The organism is Parashewanella spongiae (assembly GCF_004358345.1).
GTDB lineage: Bacteria > Pseudomonadota > Gammaproteobacteria > Enterobacterales > Shewanellaceae > Parashewanella > Parashewanella spongiae.
On record NZ_CP037952.1, the window covers coordinates 1,680,394 to 1,700,321 of the forward strand.

Sequence of the window (19,928 nt, forward strand, 5' to 3'; positions counted from 1 at the left end):
TGTTTTTTATTGTTTTGCTTAGGACTGAGCGGCACTTAGGCTCTCCTTGGTGTTGAATTTTTTATTCTCATTGTCAGACCCTTCGAGTGTCGCTAACAATGATGAAAGAGATGATACCAGTGGCGATACAGATAAGGGCACTCGTAAACTGATTAATTGTGCAAGGCACTTTAATAGGCTATTGATGCTAGTTTGTCCTTTGCTGTCTATGGCTATCGTATGAAGCGATGGCTTTAAATCGTGATTAACTGTAGTTTTGTCAATGATCGTGGATGTTTGCCTATCAGCGCCAAGTTCAACAAATATGCGGCTACCATGAATAATGGCTTTGTCGATGATGTCAGTAAAGTCCAAGGGCTGAGCAAAGGTATTAGCAATGCTTGCCGCGATAGTTTGGCTATTAATAGCATGAGCCGTTATTGGTGTTGCATTGGCGGCACTAATAAACTTAATCTTGGTCGTTTCAGTTGGTAGAACTGGCAGTAAAGGGCGATCGTAAAACGCTCGTAACTGTGGAAGTACACACAACGCAGCAGGAGTATGCATTGCTGTCACTTTATTACTGGCGATGCCACGTTTACCCAGTTTTTTGAGTAACTGGCGACAACTCTTTTCGCAACCAGAAAGAATGACACTGTCTCCTTGGCTTATGGCTAAATAAGCTCTAGGAAACTTATCCAATAGCGGTTTGACTTCTTCAGCTTTAGCTCGAACCACAAAACTATTCCATTGAATGTGAAACTGAGGTTTTAGTTGCCAAAGTTGACGGACAGCCAGTAATTGACCTGAAATTTGTTTGTTGAACACTTCGCTTTCGGCCGTGGCTTTTACCAGTTGTTGAGGTTTATCCCATACACCAAGGCTTGCCCACATAGCCGCTTCTCCCATTGAATAGCCGAGAGCTAATTCGGGTTTGATTCCAAATTGTGTTCTCAATAAATGAGTGAGAAGAAAGCTTGCTCCAACACCGCTGATGGCTTGTTGACTCAGGGTTGCTTGTTGGCTTGGCTTATCAGAGGTTGTTAATGAGTAGTACACGTCAGATTGTAAAATATCGGCCAGATTTACTTCGCAATCAATCTGTGAAAATAACTCTGGGAAATATTGGTGTAATGGCATCAGCATACTTGAATAAGTGGTGCCAACACCGGGGTAAACAAATGTGAGACCGTTTTTGGCTTTCGGATTTACTTCATTTTTCCTGTTTGGATTGTGAAAACAACTGCCAGCAGGAGTAGTAAGTGACCAATGCTTATCACTATGATTGTTTAGTTTTTCTTTAAATAAATTCAATTCTTGTCGCAATTGAACAGCGTTTTTGCCTTGCAACACTAGCGCTAGTTTTGCTGTGGGATCATATACTGACAAGGATTGGTGCATCAAAACTAGCAATGATTGAGCATTTGAATGCTCAATTTGTTGCTGTAATTGATTCAGCTCAATCAAAATATCGCTTTGAGTTTGTCCTTGAATAATGAACATCAGTTGTTGCTCATTAAGCAATGACTTTGCAGGCAATAAACCGCTAGCTTGCACTAGTATCAATGAAGTCCAAGTGGAATGTTGATCTGGCAGACTCAGGCAAACCACTCTTGGTTGATGTGCGGGCATGAACCAGTACTGAGCATCATGAGTTTGATAATCATTAGATGTTTTATTGGTTAATGTGTCACTAACCTGAGTCCGTCTTGCTATACATTCAATCGTGTGAGTGACTGCAGTTAACGTTTTGTTAAATACGCGACTTTCATCTTTACTTGCTTCATTGGGCGAGTGTGCTAGTTCACTAAAACGCACTTGTTGTGACTGTCTTTTAGCCTGTTCGAGTGCATTATTAATTGCTTCAGTTTTATCATTGCTATGTGACAAACCAGATAAATAAGCGTGAGGATGCAGCTTTAACTGAGCGCAGATTAACCCGTCGATCAAATATAAAGCTGTTTTATTTGCCGGAGAAAGTTGAATAAGTTTTCCTGATTGCACCAAGGGTAGAACTTCAGTTATCGCTGACGCCATTGATGTATGAGTAACATCGATATTTATTCGTTCTATGTCGATTGAATCAAACTTGTTGTTTAACTCCGAACCGGGTAACAAAAGCGCTACTCGAATTGGAGATGTTAGTGCAGAAGCAGCATGATCATTTGATGCCTGCTGCCTGTTAAGTTGCACTGTGTTAGGAGACTGAACGTCAATTAGACTCACGAATTAACGGCTCCAACACTTTCAAACCCGTTCGTGCTAACAGATGTGCTTTCGTACGGCAGGAAAGTCAGGCTTTTACTGAGTGTCACTTTTGCGTGTCTCATGCAACAACTCAGTTGTCCATTCGCATGATATAAAGCAATGTTAGCGGTCATTGAGCGAGTATTATGTTTGACGATTTGTAGCTTCAATTCACCAACTTCATTGTCGGCCAAAGATGATAAACTAACGAATTCACCAATGCTCACAGGCAAACTTGCAGAGTCGTATTTTAACCTCGCCCAAACCAGCATAGCTTGTAATAAGCAGTCAGCCGCAACGGGTTGGTACTGCTCGGTAGGAGTAAAATAACCATAATTGACATTGCTTCGTTTTGGCAGTTTGATTTCAGCGATTAACCCATCATCGGAGTAATGACTGACGGCATTAATCCCCTGCAATTGAGTACCATGAAACAAAGTACCATTTTGATACAACTCAACACCACCAAGATTTAACTCATTGAGGTTTTGGTGGCTGATATCAAGTTCAATACTTAACTCTTCATCTAATTTTTCATTTGATATAGTTGTGAGCTTTGCTTGGTATTGAGGTTTACCATCACAACTAATTTTACCTAGAGCACCTTGGTTATTTGGTGTTAACTCTAAAGATAACGACTTAGCCGCGTCAGAGTCGAACACAACGCCTTTTAGCAACTGATAATCACGTACAATCACAGTAGAATTGACTGGCTGGTTTGTTGATTGAACAAGCCATTGTAATGCACACACTGTTGGCAATACAGGGTTTCCATTTAGCTGATGCTGCTTAATAAAACCTAACTTTTGCGGACTTAACGTCAACTCGTCCCGAAAAAACTCGATACGATGAGATAAATCCGCTTTAGGCTTTTTTACTTGAGACTCAAATTCATTAGCCGATGAGCTATTAGAACCTTGCATGTCAGAGCCAACGATAATTTGACTGCCAGATTCGTTTAAGATTTTGTCAGCAAATAACTTTGCCCCAGCATCAAGTGGAATTACGTAAACACCACGGTCATCGAACATTTTTTTCAATGTCGCATTGACCATTCCACCATCCCATGGACCCCAGTCGAAACTGATGACTTTCATTGCTGGATACTTGGCGGCTAATTGCAGCGCTGATTTATTGAGTATCTCATTGGCCATGGCATAGTCGCTTTGACCTTCGTTGCCATAAAAACCGGCCGCCGAAGAAAAAAGGGCACACAACTTAAGTTGATCAATTTCGATAGCGTTAAGAATGTAGCTCAAGCCATTAACTTTAGTGCCATAAACTCTCGCAAATTCATCCAGCGTTTTATCTTGAATGTATTTATCCGCCAGTACACCCGCACCGTGAATCAACCCAGTAATAGGCGTAATAGCATTAAGGTTTGATAAGGTAGATCCGACCGCCTGAGCGTTATTCACATCAAGCGCTAAATATTCTGCACTTGCGCCAACGTTTTCGAAAGCTAGCAGTGATTGGTGAATTTCATGACTGTTTTTTACCGGAACAATTAAGGCATCAACAGACTTAGGTGTTGGTTTTTTTCCTTGGCTTTTTAATTCTGCGATTGCGGCCGCTTGCCATTCGGCAGGGACTTTGCTTTTTGACCAGTCAGGTAGTTGAGTTAAATAGTCACTGCGACCCGCTAAAATAAAATGAGCTTGAGTCATTTTGGCTAGCTCAAGGGCGCACTTTAAGGTGACACCTTTTGCGCCGCCTGTGACCAGTATTTTATCATTTTGATTCAGTTGAGCGGCGTGTTGCTGAATATCGTTGGTTGCCTGAGTCACTAAGGTTTGTCGCCCTTGGCTATTAATGGCAATTTCAGCCAGTTCATCATTTTGAGCAAACAACTCATTCACGATAGCTTCAGCGTAATTCAGGGTTTCAATATCAGGGGCGACATCTAAAGCCCGACAAAATACATTAGGCCATTCGTGATTGAGCGTCTTAGTTAGCCCAGATAGTGCACCTTGATTGAGCTCTGCATCAGCTATGATCGTTTGATTAAAGTAACCAAAACCACCGTCAATTCGACTTACACTTAAAAAAGCTTTGCGTGTATTGACAGTTTCAACTGACTCATCTTTACGCGCTTTATTTAGCTCTTTGTTTAGTGTTGGCTGCAAATGCTTCGCCCATAAAAATGCGTGCTCAACATGAGCTTTGCTCAAGTCAGACAAGGCAATCGTTTTTGTATCAAGAGCTAAAGTTGGCTGTAAGTGAATAAAACCTGCTACTTGACCAAGCTTTGAAACCTGAGCCAATACTGAACTAACAGCCTCGTCAGAAATAGTCTTTAATGTGAACTGATGAATCTCAGTGCTTAGTGGAGATTGTTGATTTAATAGAGATTGAGGCGCGTGTATTACAGCGACGATTAAGCCTTTAGCCGACAATTTTTCAGCCACTAAACCAGCGTTTTGACCATCATCAGCAATGATAATGACGCCGTTTTGTGGGAATTGTCCGTTAAAGTTAACCGCCGCTGGCAGCTTTTTTAGCGTTACTTCGCTGTGCGGTGGTAGCTCAATATTGAGTTCAATTACTGGCTCAGGAGCTTTATTTTCTTGAGATACGGCAGCCTCTGAAGCGGTATAGACCGCTTGTTCAGTCGACAATTGGCCGTTCATATAAGTGACAATTTCGCCTAAGGTGCGGCACTCGGCTAAATCTTCAGGGTTCAAGTCAGGTAACTCAGGAAGTTGATCTTGCACTGTACCAAGTATTTCAACCCGTTTAATTGAGTCGATACCTAAATCGGCTTCCATATCCATGGCTAAATCGAGCATTTCAACGGGGTAACCGGTTTTTTCAGCCACTACTTCGAGCATAGTTTGTTGAACTTGGTTGGCTGATAATGAATTTGTATTGTTGATTACAAGGGGTTCTGTAGGGGCTTCATCCGCTGATTTTAATTTCGCACTCATATAAGTGACAATTTCACCTAAAGTGCGGCATTCAGCGAGATCTTCGGGGTTTAGCTCAGGTAATTCAGGCAGTTCATCTTGCACTGTACCTAAAATTTCTACACGTTTAATGGAATCGATACCCAAATCGGCTTCCATATCAATAGCAAGATCGAGCATTTCAGTTGGGTAGCCTGTTTTATCAGCGACCACAGTCAACATGGTGAGCTGCACTTGATCGGCAGATAGCGCACCAGTAGCTGCAATCGTGGTAGGTTTCTCAGTCGATGAAGGCTCAATCTTTGCACTCATGTAACTAACGATTTCGCCAAGTGTGCGACACTCGGCGAGATCTTCAGGATTAAGTTCAGGTAAGTTTGGTAGTTCATCTTGTACAGTACCCAAGATTTCAACTCGCTTAATGGAGTCGATACCTAAATCGGCTTCCATATCCATGGCAAGATCGAGCATTTCGGTTGGATAGCCTGTTTTATCAGCCACAACATCAAGCATGGTTTGTTGTATTTGCGCAGAAGATAAGCCGCTTGCAATCGCAGTCGTGACGGTAGGAGTTATATTGCTCGCTGAAGTGGTATCAAGCTGCGTATTCATGTAGTTAACGATTTCACCAAGTGTACGACATTCAGCAAGATCTTCAGGGTTTAATTCGGGAAGTGTCGGGAGTTCATCTTGTACTGTCCCCAAAATTTCAACACGCTTAATCGAATCAATACCTAAGTCGGCTTCCATATCCATGGTTAGATCGAGCATTTCAATCGGGTAGCCGGTTTTTTCCGCGACAACGGTAAGCATCACCTGTTGTATTGCGTCACTGTTGATTGCTGTATTGCTTGACTGTGTTACTGCTGGAGCGGCGCTTAGCTCTGGAGTTGAAGTCGCTTGTATAGCTTCTACCTGTGGCTCAAAAGTTGGTTCAATGTAAGGTTGAACTTCAGGTGTTACTTTACTTGCAAAAGGTGTTTGAGTTTTAACTACTTCAGTTTGAATATTCGATGTTTGAGCATTTGGAGTTTGGGGCGCAGCAGGCGTTGAAATGGCAATTGATTGACCTGCTTGCAGCAATGCCAAAGCCGCTTGATTCTGGCTGGCTTGCAATTCCATGAATTGCTCATGGCTTTGTAGAGTTTGGCTTTGGTGCTGGTGGAACATCTGCATCGATTGTAACAAGCTTTCAGGGATTGTAATGCCTTGTGCCGCTAACTTGGCTTGTTCAGCCATCAATCCTGCAAAGGTATCGCCATATTGCTTAGGTATGTCTAAAAATTGTTGGTGAAGTTTTGCTACTTGATCTTGGGCTGCAAAAAATGAGCCCAAAGCGTCATTCGATATATTTGGCTCACCACTTATCTGACTACTATTGTTTATATTTTTATCGGTTTTGTTGTTTTGGCTCACAGGGGCTTCCACCGTTTTTACAATTTCTTTAACGATCACTTTTTCAACTTCTTTCTCTACAATGACTTCGACAGGGCGATCTACGTATTCAATACGAGATTCAACTTGTCCATTTTTGAGTGATCGTTGCATTTTTTCTTTTGTTGCAGGACTGATGTAATTTGCGCCATTAAGCTTTAATGTCATTCCTTTTACAGGTTGAGGGTGATTAATTTCGGCTTGGTATGGATCAATATTGCTGAGTTCAATACCCGCGACGGCAAGTTGTATTGCTGCAAGACGTAATTGCTTATCACTGTCGCCTTTGGTATTTGGGTTGAGGCTTACCACACAAATTTCACTTTCATGCTTGGCGAGGTTGGCTTTGACAAGTTTGTTCAAGATATCTTTAGGCCCAAACTCGACAAATATGCGTGCGCCAGCTTGATACATTTGCTGAATTTGCTCACTGAAACGTACCGATTGCAACATGTGTTGTTGGAATTCAGCTTGAATTACACTTGAGTCATTCTGATAGGCATGGCCAGTAGCATTACTGTAAACAGTACAGTTTGCTGACTTAAACACTGCGGTTTTAATTGCTTCAGCAAATGGTGCTTGAGCATGTGCAACAAGTTCAGTATGAAATGCACCCGAAACTGGTAGTGCAATGGCTTTGAAACCCAATTGAGATAAAGCCTTACCGCAAGCCGTGAGAGCATCGCTTGGCCCTGCAATAACTTGCTGGCTAGGTGAATTGTCGTTAGCGACTTTTACGCCATCGAACTGTTGAATACATTCAGCAAGTTTAGCTTGGCTTGATTCATCAGGAAGAATAACAGCCATCATACTACCCGCATCTTTACCTTCTGGCACATTGGCCATTGATTGCCCTCGGGCAAATGCCAGTTGATAGTAATCTTCTTTGCTGATGACGCCAGCTGCATGTAATGCAGATAATTCACCAAAACTGTGCCCACCAACCATATCAGCAGAAAAACCAGCTTGTTGTAATAGCTCAAACTGCGCCATAGAGGTTGCACCAATGGCACTTTGTGCAAATGCAGTATCAGTCAACGCTTGCTGTTGCTGTTTTTTGTCTGTATCTGAAAATGCTGGTATTGGAAACACTTTTGATGAAAGTAACGCCTGTTTAGCTTCAGAAAAAATACGGTCAGCGATTTCGAATTCATGTCGAGCTTCAGGGAAATTGCAAGCAAGCTCTTTGCCCATATTGACGTATTGTGAGCCTTGGCCTGCAAACAACGCCGCCACTTTTGTTTTTTTATTAACTAATGACGAGCTACGATAACTGGCACCCGATGGTAACGTCCACTTGTCTTCAGAGCTTTGTAGTTGCTTCATGGCAATTTGTAATTGCTCAATTAAATCTTCGGCATTAGTCGCAACTAACCCTAATCTGGCATGATCATTCGCAACCGACTTTATAGGGTATTTTTTGCTAACTTGCTCAAAACTCAGTGTTACTTTTTTTACATCATTTAATACAGTTTGTAGCTTATTTTGTAACTCCGTTGAATTCGCCGCTGAAAATAATAAACTTGACGCCACACGGCTTTGGCGATACTGATTATCGCGATTGTGTTCTTGATTGTACTCTTCTAAAACGATGTGGAAATTCGTGCCACCAAAACCAAACGAACTGATGCCTGCACGACGAGGTGTACTATCAGGCTTTGCTAACCAAGGGCGAGTTTCAGTGTTGATATAAAAAGGGGATTCTTCAACTTTGAGCTTCGGGTTAGGTTGTTTGACGTTAATGGTGGCTGGCAATACTTTGTGGTGCAGTGCCAATGAAGCTTTGATTAATCCTGCGGTGCCAGCGGTTGACTTAGTATGACCCACTTGTGATTTAATTGAGCCTAAAGCAATGTGTTGAGTTTGTATATTATTCTCGCTAAATGCGGCTCGTAAACCATTAAACTCTGCAAGATCTCCGGCGGCTGTACCTGTGCCATGTGCTTCAATTAAGCCTACAGTGTGAGCTTCAAAACCTGCGTCATCATAAGCACGCTTTAATGCTTTTACTTGGCCTTCAGGGCGTGGAGCATAAATACTTTTAAATTTACCGTCTGATGATGAGCCTATCCCCTTAATGACAGAATATATCCGATCGCCATCACGCTCAGCATCTTCAAGGCGTTTAATGGCTATCATGCCAATGCCTTCACCAATCATCATGCCGTTAGAGTCAGCATCGAATGGTTTAATTTGCTCCTGATCGGTAAATGCTGGTGTTTGTGAAAAGCTCATGTACATATAAGGTGAATTATCAGTACATACACCACCGGTAATCATCATGTCGCTGCGGCCTTCAACCAACTCCGTAAGCGCCATGCGAATTGCGGCGAGTGATCCTGCACAGGCTGCATCAACAACACAGTTCATTCCGCCTAAATCAAAGCGGTTGGCAATCCGACCTGCAATGACATTACCGAGAGATCCAGGGAAAGAATTTTCCTCCCAAGATACATATTGATCTTGAACTTTTTGAAGCAACATTTCGCTGTCTTCGTCGCTAATGCCACTTTGTTTAAATACTTTACGCAGAATAGGGTGTTGCAATCGCCCATTCATGTTTTGACTGATTTTTTGACCGCCACCTACACCAAGCGTAATACCAATTCTGTCCCTATCAGCGTCATTTGCCAGCTTGGCATCGGCCAGTACTTCTTTGGCTACAACTAAAGACAATAGCTGTGATGAGTCAGTAACTTCGAGGATGTTCGGTGGTAAGCCAAACTCCATTGGATTGAACTCAACTTCAGGTAAAAAACCGCCGCGCTTACAGTAAACTCTATCAGTGGTATTCTTTTTACTGTTATAAAAGTCATCGGCTTGCCAATGGCTGTCAGGTACATCAATGATGCCATCAATTTTTTCGCTGATCAGATCCCAGTATTCATTTAGATAACGAGAGTTAGCAAAAACACTGGCCATGCCAACAATGGCAATGGGGGTATCTTTTAAGCGCCTATTTAGGCGTTGATCTTGCTCTAGAGTGGCTGGTTTGGATTCGTGGCTCATACAGAGTCTCCAGGTAATCGCCTAGCTTGCTCAAGCTTAGGAGCTGACTTCGTTCTATTTATTTTTGGAGTAATATTGGTTTGTACTCCAGGAAAACGAGTCAAAAATAGGTGGTAATTGCGTACTAATAATTTTCGTAAATGAAACGGGCCGCGACTGAGTACATAACCGATGTAACGATTGGCAGCTTGGGTATTACTGTCTTGGTAAATATCGACATACACCCAATCACTTTGAGTATCAATACCAATAAACACAGAGCTGGGTTTAGCCTGAGTAAGTGCTTCAGGAATGGCTAATGACATCACTTGTACGACAGTTTCGCCATCAGAGTCAGGCAGTTTTAACGTATTGGCTAATGTTTCGGGGTTAAGTGTGTAAGTGTTTATCCCTGAGTCTTGTACGATTGGTAGTTCGTTGAAAAATGGTTCAGGAATTTCTTGAACGTCGCAATCATCAATCTTTGATACACCATATCGCTTCAAGCATCGTGCTAACCCAGAGCGTGAAACGTTTGGGTTGATGAACTCTTGAGTGGCTTTTAACAAGCGATCCAGAGACAGTTGATGTTGAGAGCGCAAACCTACCACAACGTATTCTTCGATAGGAGTAAGAGTTGTATTCAAATGATGAGGTGTATGGTTGCCGTCATTCGTTGACTCTCTATTTCGCCATTTTCTAACAGTAGCTTGGCTGATGTTCAATATTTTAGAAAGTTCAGTAACACTCATCGACGACGTTTGAATAAAACGGCGCATTTCAGGTGTTGTGGTAGCATTTCTGTGTCGTTGTGATGAAGCCATTTACTCTTTAGCCATTCCTTGGTGATACACCTTGTCTTATGACTGTTTTAAGCAGAAACAAACTCGCGGGACAAAATAGTAAAAAACTATTTTTAAACCTGAGTACTAACTGTTACTAGTGAAAAGAGTCATTTATAATAATGGAGGGGTAGGTTACCTTAGCTTTTGGGAAGATACAATCATCCGGAACAAGAACTTGTTAGTAAAGATTTCAAGCTGCTTTTTAATCTCTGAGGGTTTAATTCCCCATCCCTTGGGACGAACTACCTTCTTTTGTGAATTTAGATTGATACCCCGCTGCTTGCGGCGGGGTTGTTCATCTTCAAGATATTAAAGTTAAATTGTGCGTTTAACCGATTAATTTAGGATAATGCTTATTAAGAGCTGAGATTTTCGTCTCAACGATGATTTAAGAGAAATATTCATGTCGCCTTTAGCTTTGTATTTTGTGCCATTTAACACTTTAACAAAAAAAGAAAGCATACAGCTGAGAGGTATTATTTCCGACGATGAAGTTGAAAGAGTTGAGAGATACATTGGTGAAAAACAGCAGCAACAGTCTTTATTTGTGCGAGCAGGGCTTCGAATATTATTGTCGAATTATGCTAAAGAGCATTTAATTGGAGTTATTGAACCTCAATATTGGGTTTTTACAAAAGGCAAATACGGCAAGCCAAAGTTAACTGATGAACTATTTAATCAGACAAAAATTGAATTTAATCTTAGCCATAGTGGTGATTGGTTATTGGTTGGTATTATTCATCATACACAACCAATCAATGAAATTAATTCTGAATTCTGTTTGGGGGTTGATGTTGAGCGGGATCGAAAAAATACTAAGATTCATTCTATCTTAAACCGTTATTTTGCAAAGTCAGAAGTAGTTGATTTACTTGCATTACCATCCGAAGCACTACAAAGAGAACGCTTTTTTGATCTCTGGGCTTGTAAAGAATCTTATATCAAAGCGACAGGAAAAGGGCTTTCGACCCCTTTAGGCAGTTTTAGCTTTGACTTGAAAGATACTGCTTTGGTTTCAACTAATGTTATAGGTGATAAAAGTGAAACTACTTGTGATTTTCAATTGGCTTTATCGGAGAAGCTTAAGTTAACCCATAATCCGAACGATATCCACAGCTATTGGAACAGTTACTTAGGTCGAATTGATTCTACATACCGTTTCGCTGTGACTTACAACAAGATCAAAACGAAAATCAGTTTTAAACTCCATAAATTGGAATGTTTATTTAAATTCACGTCTGATGTTTGTTGAATCTACAATTCTGGCTTCTCGCACTGATGATTCGTCCATAAGAGAAGGGACGATAGCAACTTTAGATAATGAGAATTCACGTTGTGATTGAGGTAAAAGGTGACTGCGCAACCCTGATTTTGAAACTGTTACCCAAATTGTGTGTTTACTCCTGTCAAAACCAAGGTTTTTTTCTCGAAAGCTGAACGAAGGAAAAGCCTTTGTGTTAATCAACTCAGCTTGTATCGTGTTTTCCGGAGTTAAAACTTCATTTGATAATGGACATCTCATTAGCTTTGTAGGTTCTGATGGACTCATTCCAGCTTTATTAAGCTCGATTGATAAATCTGTGCATATTGGAATACTTTTGATTGCTTCAACAACTTTCGCTGCTGATTGTCCTTCTTCAGTTTTAATAAATTCAGTTACGTTCGATTGTGTTACGTATAGTATTGTAGCTTTAGATTGCCCATCTGAAGTTATTTCATAGTATTCGCCAAATTTTTCGAATTTTGTATTGTGGGCTTCGAGACTTTTTGTTTCGGTCTCTCTAATTTCAGAAGTAGATATTGGTGTAATACCTTCGGCATTTAGAGCCTTTTTAAGCTCATGAGAATGTGAGTAATTTTTGAGAATGTGAATTGGTTTTAAAAATTTTTTCAATCCATTAAATTGTGGGCTAGTGATTGGAGTCAGCTCCCAGGTTTTTGAATCTTTGGATGTAGAGAAAAATTGTTTTCCACCATTTTTTAAAGGTTCTTGTTTATTGCCCCAGTGAATGTCCGAAACATAATTTCTGACTTCTAAACTCATACTACTTTCCCTCTAGCTTGATGAATTATGTAAAAGTATGGCTCACTTTTTAAAATGAAACACTAGGGTCTGTTGATCTTTTAGGATTAAATTTTGTGCTATTTGAGCATTTATCTGTTCAAGGCGTGAGCAGTGATGCTTAGCCATCTAAGTGAGCTGGTCACAACACAGAACAATGAATGCTCAAAAGCATCGAAGACAGCGTAAATTGGTCGCTCTTTCTAAATAAAAGGTGCTGCGTTATCGTTTTCTTATTTGGAAATGAAGTAACGACAGTTTTGTATGTCGATAATAACCAAACCTCACAAACTCTGCCTTGCATAAAATAACCAATTTATCGCTGCAAAACAATCACGAAAGATCAACAGACCCTAGATATAATTGAGCTGTTTTTTTACCCTATGTATCTCACTTGATAACTACCTGTTTTAACTGCGATAATATATCTTTCTGAAAATATTCAAGGTTCGTTATGGTTAATCGATGGATGTTATTAGGCATATTACTACCAGCTTTCATGGTGCAAGCTGAGCAATGTGAGCTGTCAAAACAAAGCTTGCCGCTTTACGAATTGGAACAAAAAATTTCAACCCGAAAATTAACTAATGGGCTAATTGTACGTTCCCTTGACCTTACTGATAACAATACTATCTCAATTGCTAGTCAATTTAGCGTCGGTTCACGTAACGAACTGCAAGGCCAAACTGGTTATGCGCATCTTTTTGAACATTTGCTTTTTGAGGGCAGTGAACATGCCCCAGGAGATGTATTTGAACAAAAAATGGATGAGATTGGTGCCAGAAAAAACGCTTCTACACATTTTGATTGGACGAACTATTACAGCCAGTTTCCAAGCTATGCTTTAGAGCTAATATTATTTCTTGATGCCGACCGATTTATTTCGCCAAGCCTGACGACTGATACTATAAACATTCAAAAACAAGCCGTACTCCAAGAGAGAGTTATGCGATTGGAATCTCAGCCTTATTTCGAACCTGCAATGGATTTTTTACTGGGTAAGATAAAAGATACTCCTTACGGTCATAGCGTTATAGGTAGCCGTAAAGACATAAAAAATGCAACACGTGCGCAGCTCATAGCCTTCCATCAAAAATTTTATCGGCCAGATAATATGCAGCTCAGCATAGTAGGCAAGTTGCCAAAGCAAACCCGTAAATGGGTTGATAAATATTTTGGTGACTGGAAAAAACCAAATTCTCTATTAGAAAGCGAAGTTGAATTTGATATCAATCTTGAACAAATAAAAGGTGAACTTGTTGATCCTAAAGGGCCTTGGCCTGCAAGTTTACTGCTTTGGAATACTGTTGGTTATAACCATCCTGATGCTGCAGCAGTCCGATTACTGCAAGCACATTTATTTTCAGATAAGGCGAGTTTGTTTTCAATAAATAACCAATATGATCCTGATTTTATGATTTATTTCCCACTCGCTCAGGCGCTGGCCTCCCATGGTGTTGCAGGTCTGGTTATATCTCCAAGAGCTAGAGCTTCTTTGGATGAACTTGTTACAGAAATATTGCAACTAACCGAAAGCGTTAAAAGAAACGGGATGAGCCAGCAGCGGCTTTGTTATTTAAAACAGCTTGAGTTAAATCGAATGGTTGGAAATATAACAGATGACTTATTTTTAGCTAAAAGGCTATCCGCAACAAGTAGACTAGACTTTCAGCATCCCATTACCGCACCATGGGAACGGACGAATGTAGTCACTGTCGCAGATATTCAACGAGTCGCTAATAAATATTTTCAACCCAATCACCAAATTCGTCTCGATCTTTTGCCGCCTTGGTACATTCGTTGGGCTAAGCAATTATTGGAGTGGCTACCTAAAGGCACAGCAGACTCAATCGAGGAGGAAGCATTATGAAGATACCTTGCTTTATTTTGTCTTGCGTTAAATTTTTTCTACTAGTAAGCCTTTTTTTTCTAACGGCTTGCCAACAAAGCGTTATTGAGTTTACTCCAGTATCCACACCACAAGTGCCCACATTTAAAGATAACGGTGATTTTCCAATTGTTAAACCTGATTGGTCTCTTGCTGATTTTAAAAGTACTCAGTTAAAAACGATGAGGTTTGGCGCAAAAGATGGGTTTAATAACGAATTGACGGTTCACTTTCGTACTCGAAAAAAATTGGATAAATGGAGGATTCAATTAGTTGGGATTAATCGAACTGAAGCCGTAAAACATGCTGATGTGCTTGCGAGAACAATGACAAGATACAGTAAATACTTATTGAATGAATCTCAGAGCATTTGTCGAGAGAGTTTGAGTGTGTCCGCCACATATCATAGCATCAGCATTAATATAAAATGTTTTGACTTAGAGTTGTCTGATATTCGTTTACTCAGCAGTTTTTGGAGTAAACAGGCGATTGATAATATTGATATCGACTCAGTACGACGAGGATTAAAGCTCAATACTAAGATTCAGTCGGTAACAGGAAGTGAGATTGATACAGCATTTCAAAAGCGACTTTTGGGTAAAGCTCACCCTTATCTTCAAGTCACAGGTGATAGTGATTTTTATGTAGACTTAAATAAACAAAAGGTCATCGAGTTGCAGCAAAAAACAGCTGAAAAACTTGAATGGCACTTGCTGGTAGAAACGCCTAAGCAATTATCACCTCAAGAATTATTAGAGCTCAGCCAAATAGCAAGTGATCAGTTACCATCGACTATAGAAAATCGAAAGTATGTCGCAAAAGAGATTACAGAGTCTTCACATTCAAAAACTATTTACTTATTAGATGCACCAGATAGTGTAGATATAAGAGTGCGTATTGGGTTTAATTTGAACAAACAAGTTGCAGGTGATAAACACCAGCTAAATGCTTTAGAGCAACTGAATGATCAAAAATCGAGATTTGCTTGTAATACCTTAAGTGCATTATTAGGAAGAGGATCTTTCGGCAGACTTTTTTATGATTTACGTTCAACGAGAGGCTTAACCTATGGAGCCTATGCATATTGTCGTGAACAACCACTATTACGCGCCTTAGTGCTTTATGGCAGTGCATCAATTGAACACAGTGGAGCATTTACCGAGGGCATGTTGGCACACCTTGCGCTTATTCAGAATGCAAAACCTGAAAAAGCTGAAGTTGAGTCATTAAAACTTTCTTTACTTGGTAAGATGTTAATTGCCGATGATCAACGAAAAGTTTTTGAAATCCAACAATTGTTTGAACCAAATTATTATGAAAATAAGCAGCAACACATGATGTGGTTGAGAACGTTAACCAGTGAAAAGATGGCGGAAATGGCGAACAAATACTTGCAGCAAGAACCTGTTGTGGTTTTGAGGGTGGATGCCGACGCCGTCATGAAAGATTTGCAAGAAAAATTGCCTGAATGGGACTTTGTAATCATCGAAGGGGATTAATTAGGGACGTGGCGGAAGAATGTATACCAATTTTATCGTCACTCCTGCGAACGCAGGAGTCCAGAGTCTTTGGTTAATTTGGGCACAAGTCGCTGGATACCTGCGTTCGCAGGTATGACAAATTAAGCGTTGAAATTTAAATTGGTATTATTTGAACTGCGACATCCCTTACTGTAATTGGTATCATTATCCTAAATAAATCGGTTGAACGCACAATTTAACTTTAATCTATTGAAGTTAAATACAAAATTAAACAACCCGAATTCCCCAATCAGGTGAATGCTGAACATTCATATACTTGCCAAAATCACCGCTAGCGGCGTTATAAATTTTGCAAGTAGAAACGAAGTTACGACAGTTTTGTATGTCGGTAACCACTACTTGCTGCTATTCATGCCTTGCTATCAGTAATTTTTTCTGCGTATATGACCGCTCCCAACCAATTTATTTAGGATTATGTCGGTGTTTTGGTTGCTAAATTACCCTTGAGTGACAAATATAGTAATGGCCCTATTGAAACAAAAACTAATGTTAACAAAGCAAACGGTATAAAATAACCAATTGACTTATTGTTTACTTTACAATCTTGATACATCCAAATTAAAGCTAAAAACGCCATAATATATAGATCAATTACCACTTGAGCCGTATCAGGACTAGAAATTAACTGATACCCAAAACTCAATAATGACTGTTCAGCTATGGACATTGTAAATGCTGTGTATCCTGAAAAAAGGATTAGCAAAATTATCGATGTAATTCGTAAACTCATTCCAAACTCCATTTGGCTGATTCGATGATATTGATTATTCGTTATATGTAAGGCTTATCGCTACGAATATAGCCACCTAAAAACTTTTATGAGAATGAAATAAAATCCTGCAACTAAAATAGATTGAACGAGCAAAAAAATATAATAAGGCATTGTGTTAAGCACAGGCTCTTCATAGCCAACAAAACTCAAAGAGAAGTATGCCAGCGCCAATGAAAAAAATGTCGTCACAAAAGTAGTTAACCAATTGTCATTTTTTGTTGAACCATTCATAACTTGTATATATCCAGCAGCATATAACGCCGCATTAAGCTTGCAAACATTCATTGGTTGGCTAAAGTTTAGAATCCAGTAACAAAAGCCAACCAGTTTTAGTCTTTGTGTTATAGCTCGGTAGACTTACTACTCTGATTTGTCGGCAATTTTTTGAAGGTTTTCATGAATTTTGAATAGTACTATCAATAATTCACACCATATTCTAGCACCTATAACACCAAAAATGATTATGCCTAATCCACTGATAAAACCACCACCAAATGAACTAAACATTGTTGTGAGGCCAGATATAACTGAGCCAATTAACATAATCCAGTATACAAAAGTAATAATTTTAGGTGTTAACATCGAATCGAAAAAAAGTATATCACGCATTTTATATCCTTATTTAAATTGAGATTTCCATATGGTTATTAAATTTTACTGTATGTCTAATGCCGCCTCAAGAGGCGTTTTTTAGCGCTTCCTCTTTTGCTTGCCCTGTTATATTTATTCAATCCAATCGGGGTTCGCTTTGCGCCACTCTATCCTTATTTGTTAAGTTTTGCCTTTTTTATTTCTGGGTGGGTTTAATTTTTTTATTAAGTAGGTTTCTAATGCCGCAGCCAAATAGTCTTGGTTTTTGTTGAAACCTATAGTTGCCAAAAATGCTACATCAGACCACTTTTTTTGAGCCTGGTATTCGTTTTCAGAACCGGGCTTTTTTTCAAGTACATGGCTTATCAGCCTATTGACTAAAGGGTGACTTGATTTTGAAATTCCTATACCAATGTAACTAAGGTGACCACATTTATTAAAAAGTGCAACCGCCATCCCTATGATACGGAATCGACCCTTCCCAACTCCATTTTGAATTCCAAGTCGGAGTAGAACCAAGTTTTTCATTACACCAATGGCGCTCAAAAAATACAGTTGTACACTTTTCTAGATCTGTAATTGAGCTCATTGTTTCGATTTTCAAATGCATAACGCCGCCTTGAGCTTGCTTATAGCCAACCAGTATTTGTCTGCTTGAACGGCTAGCTAGCTTTCGGACGAATAACAGACTTAGTAATGTCTCCAGTTAAATTACGACTATGAAAACTAAGTAGGTCTTTAAAATTAAATTCTGTTACTTCTAAAAGATCACTCGACTTCCATGAAACTTTATACTCTAAATTTTCAGGATGTCCGTCTAACCTAATTAATAGATCTTGGTTATCTTTATCATCTGAGTCTCTGACAACCACTTGTGTCTCCCAGTTGGTTGTAGCGCCACAATTTCTTATTAAAATTACAGCTTCTTTTTGCTGGTCAGGAGAAATAAACGATTCATATTCTGTGATTCCACAACTTTCAGAAATCATTATTAATGAAAAAATCCAAAATGGTGAGCCAAAAATAAGAGCACACCAAAAGATAGCTGCACCACTATTCCATAACCATTTTAAAATTGTAGACATACTAGACTCCATAACTGCTAGCTAACGCCCCATTAAGGAGCAAATATTGGTTGGCTAAAATTTTGGTACACAGTGACAAAAGCCAACGATTTTTTGTCATGCTTGAGCGACTTGTATGACATTGTGTTGATTTAACAGTAGTTTCTACTTTACCGATTTTTTAAACGAAGTAAACTGACACGGTACAAATGAATGTGAAATTTTGAGTGTTGCTGAAAAGTAAATCGAGCAAACGCAGTAAAAGGGCAGTTAGATCTTATTTCAGTGGTAACTGCCAATTTTCAACAAACAAAAAGTAAAGGCGACAACATTGAATTATATCAATTACAGTAATTAAATGCCCAACTCAGTGCCAAGCATGCGCAAAAATTACTTTACAAAATTTTCTTAGCGTAGCAATTTAATAGCGACAGTTTTGTATGTCGGTAATAACTATGTTTTCACCAATCTTGATTGTACTTTGAACACGTACAGCGTTCTGAGTAGATCATTTAATTAGTATTAATGAGCAAGTTATTATCTCTGCTCATTATTTTTATCTGTTATTTCGGAGAGTTTTTAATTTTTAAATTAAAGAACATGCCTATTATGATGAGTATTACACCCGCTATTTGTAGTGAGAAATCAATAATACTTTGTTCACTGATAGACAGTAGTACACCTGTAATCATCTGCCCACTTATTACAAATAATGCGGCTTTTAGCGCCTCAATGTGACTCAAAATATGGCTGTTTATTGCTACATATAAAGCACCTAAAATACCACCGGTTAAACTGAGTGCAGGGACATGTTGCCATGAATCGATAGAGAACAGAGATGAAACTGAAATTGAAGTAAATAAAAAGATAATTACCGTAAGTGTTGCAGCCCCTACCCAATGATTATGGAAAGATGCGCGAAAAGGGCCTTTATTTTGACTTAGCGAACCATTTATTGAGCGACATAAGCCAATAAGCAATCCATTAATGAGTGCAATTGAAATCATCCAACCCATTAAGATAACCTCGTATAAATAATCACAAAACTGCCTAAAAGAATTGGAACAATGCTAAACATCCCTTTCCAATTGATGGCTTTTTTTTCTATGCCAAACCAACCCAAATGATCGCATACTAATCCCCAAACTATCTGCCCAACTAACCCTAAAACTAATGTGCCAGCAAGTCCTAACTCGCTATTGATTGTAATTCCAGAAAGTACAACAATAAGTGCTCCAGGTATTCCGCCAGAATACGCCCACAAAGGAGTCTTTTGCTCTGTTGAGTGCTGTTGGTTCTGTTTGCGATTTTTGACTATAAATATCAGTCCAATTGATGCCAAAGCTCCAATAACGTGAGCAAACCACGATGCATGGATTGGCGAGGTCGCTTCAGCTAACTGTCCGTTGTACTGAATCATTACTGCTAGTATCGCTCCGCCAATTAGAGCTGTAACAAGGTGAATATCAAACTTAAATTTTGGCAACGCCATTATAAATCTCTTCCTGAGAAAAAGAGGGCGATGTTACGCGATTTTGTATTATTTGTAAGTATAGAAATTTAAAATTTCTTTGAATTATTACTCGACAGTCATTCAATGAGTTTTTGGTA

Annotated in this window: 13 protein-coding genes; 3 read left to right on the forward strand and 10 right to left on the reverse strand. The window is 39.5% G+C overall.

Annotation, left to right across the window (positions count from 1 at the left end; translation table 11 throughout):
- Positions 1-18: 18 nt before the first annotated feature.
- The 3 genes from E2I05_RS06505 to E2I05_RS06515 are packed head-to-tail and all read right to left on the reverse strand — an operon-like array spanning position 19 to position 10,378.
- Entirely contained in the window at positions 19-2,205 is a 2,187-nt protein-coding gene (locus E2I05_RS06505) for a PfaB family protein (protein WP_121852323.1), read from the reverse strand.
- Complete coding sequence (locus E2I05_RS06510; RefSeq protein WP_121852322.1) at positions 2,202-9,575, reverse strand: type I polyketide synthase; 7,374 nt, start codon at positions 9,573-9,575, stop codon at positions 2,202-2,204. The genes E2I05_RS06505 and E2I05_RS06510 overlap by 4 nt, the downstream gene beginning before the upstream one ends.
- On the reverse strand, positions 9,572-10,378 hold the full coding sequence (locus E2I05_RS06515) for a helix-turn-helix domain-containing protein (RefSeq protein WP_243641036.1): 807 nt from the start codon (positions 10,376-10,378) through the stop codon (positions 9,572-9,574). Before E2I05_RS06515 ends, E2I05_RS06510 begins: the two co-directional genes overlap by 4 nt.
- Before the next feature lie 424 nt (positions 10,379-10,802).
- Here E2I05_RS06515 and E2I05_RS06520 point away from each other — a divergent pair, with 424 nt between their 5' ends.
- Positions 10,803-11,651, forward strand: a complete 849-nt coding sequence (locus tag E2I05_RS06520; protein ID WP_121852321.1) for a 4'-phosphopantetheinyl transferase family protein — start codon at positions 10,803-10,805, stop codon at positions 11,649-11,651.
- On the opposite strand, the gene E2I05_RS06525 is transcribed toward E2I05_RS06520, so the two are convergent.
- The gene (locus tag E2I05_RS06525) at positions 11,622-12,443 is read right to left on the reverse strand and encodes a hypothetical protein (RefSeq protein ID WP_121852320.1); all 822 of its coding nucleotides are present in this window, start codon (positions 12,441-12,443) and stop codon (positions 11,622-11,624) included. The two genes, E2I05_RS06520 and E2I05_RS06525, sit on opposite strands and share 30 nt — an antisense overlap.
- A gap of 472 nt (positions 12,444-12,915) precedes the next feature.
- On the opposite strand from E2I05_RS06525, the gene E2I05_RS06530 reads away from it, so the two are divergent.
- Positions 12,916-14,331 (forward strand): M16 family metallopeptidase, encoded by a 1,416-nt coding sequence (locus tag E2I05_RS06530; protein ID WP_121852319.1) that lies wholly within the window; start codon positions 12,916-12,918, stop codon positions 14,329-14,331.
- A complete protein-coding gene (locus tag E2I05_RS06535; protein ID WP_121852318.1) occupies positions 14,328-15,848 on the forward strand; it encodes an insulinase family protein in 1,521 nt (506 codons plus the stop codon). Before E2I05_RS06530 ends, E2I05_RS06535 begins: the two co-directional genes overlap by 4 nt.
- Before the next feature lie 454 nt (positions 15,849-16,302).
- Here E2I05_RS06535 and E2I05_RS06540 read toward each other — a convergent pair whose 3' ends face one another.
- The 6 genes from E2I05_RS06540 to E2I05_RS06570 all read right to left on the reverse strand — a co-directional run bounded on the left by E2I05_RS06540 (position 16,303) and on the right by E2I05_RS06570 (position 19,809).
- Positions 16,303-16,620, reverse strand: a complete 318-nt coding sequence (locus E2I05_RS06540) for a DUF2834 domain-containing protein (protein ID WP_165905434.1) — start codon at positions 16,618-16,620, stop codon at positions 16,303-16,305.
- Positions 16,621-17,022: 402 nt separating this feature from the next.
- Positions 17,023-17,271, reverse strand: coding sequence for a DUF4282 domain-containing protein (locus E2I05_RS06550; RefSeq protein ID WP_121852316.1), 249 nt, complete (start codon positions 17,269-17,271; stop codon positions 17,023-17,025).
- Between the two features lie 162 nt (positions 17,272-17,433).
- On the reverse strand, positions 17,434-17,799 hold the full coding sequence (locus E2I05_RS06555; RefSeq protein ID WP_133309521.1) for a hypothetical protein: 366 nt from the start codon (positions 17,797-17,799) through the stop codon (positions 17,434-17,436).
- Between the two features lie 116 nt (positions 17,800-17,915).
- The gene (locus tag E2I05_RS06560; protein WP_121852314.1) at positions 17,916-18,338 is read right to left on the reverse strand and encodes a hypothetical protein; all 423 of its coding nucleotides are present in this window, start codon (positions 18,336-18,338) and stop codon (positions 17,916-17,918) included.
- A 542-nt stretch (positions 18,339-18,880) separates the two neighbouring features.
- Positions 18,881-19,333 (reverse strand): DMT family transporter, encoded by a 453-nt coding sequence (locus tag E2I05_RS06565; RefSeq protein WP_121852313.1) that lies wholly within the window; start codon positions 19,331-19,333, stop codon positions 18,881-18,883.
- Complete coding sequence (locus tag E2I05_RS06570) at positions 19,333-19,809, reverse strand: DMT family transporter (RefSeq protein ID WP_121852312.1); 477 nt, start codon at positions 19,807-19,809, stop codon at positions 19,333-19,335. Before E2I05_RS06570 ends, E2I05_RS06565 begins: the two co-directional genes overlap by 1 nt.
- Positions 19,810-19,928: the final 119 nt, after the last annotated feature.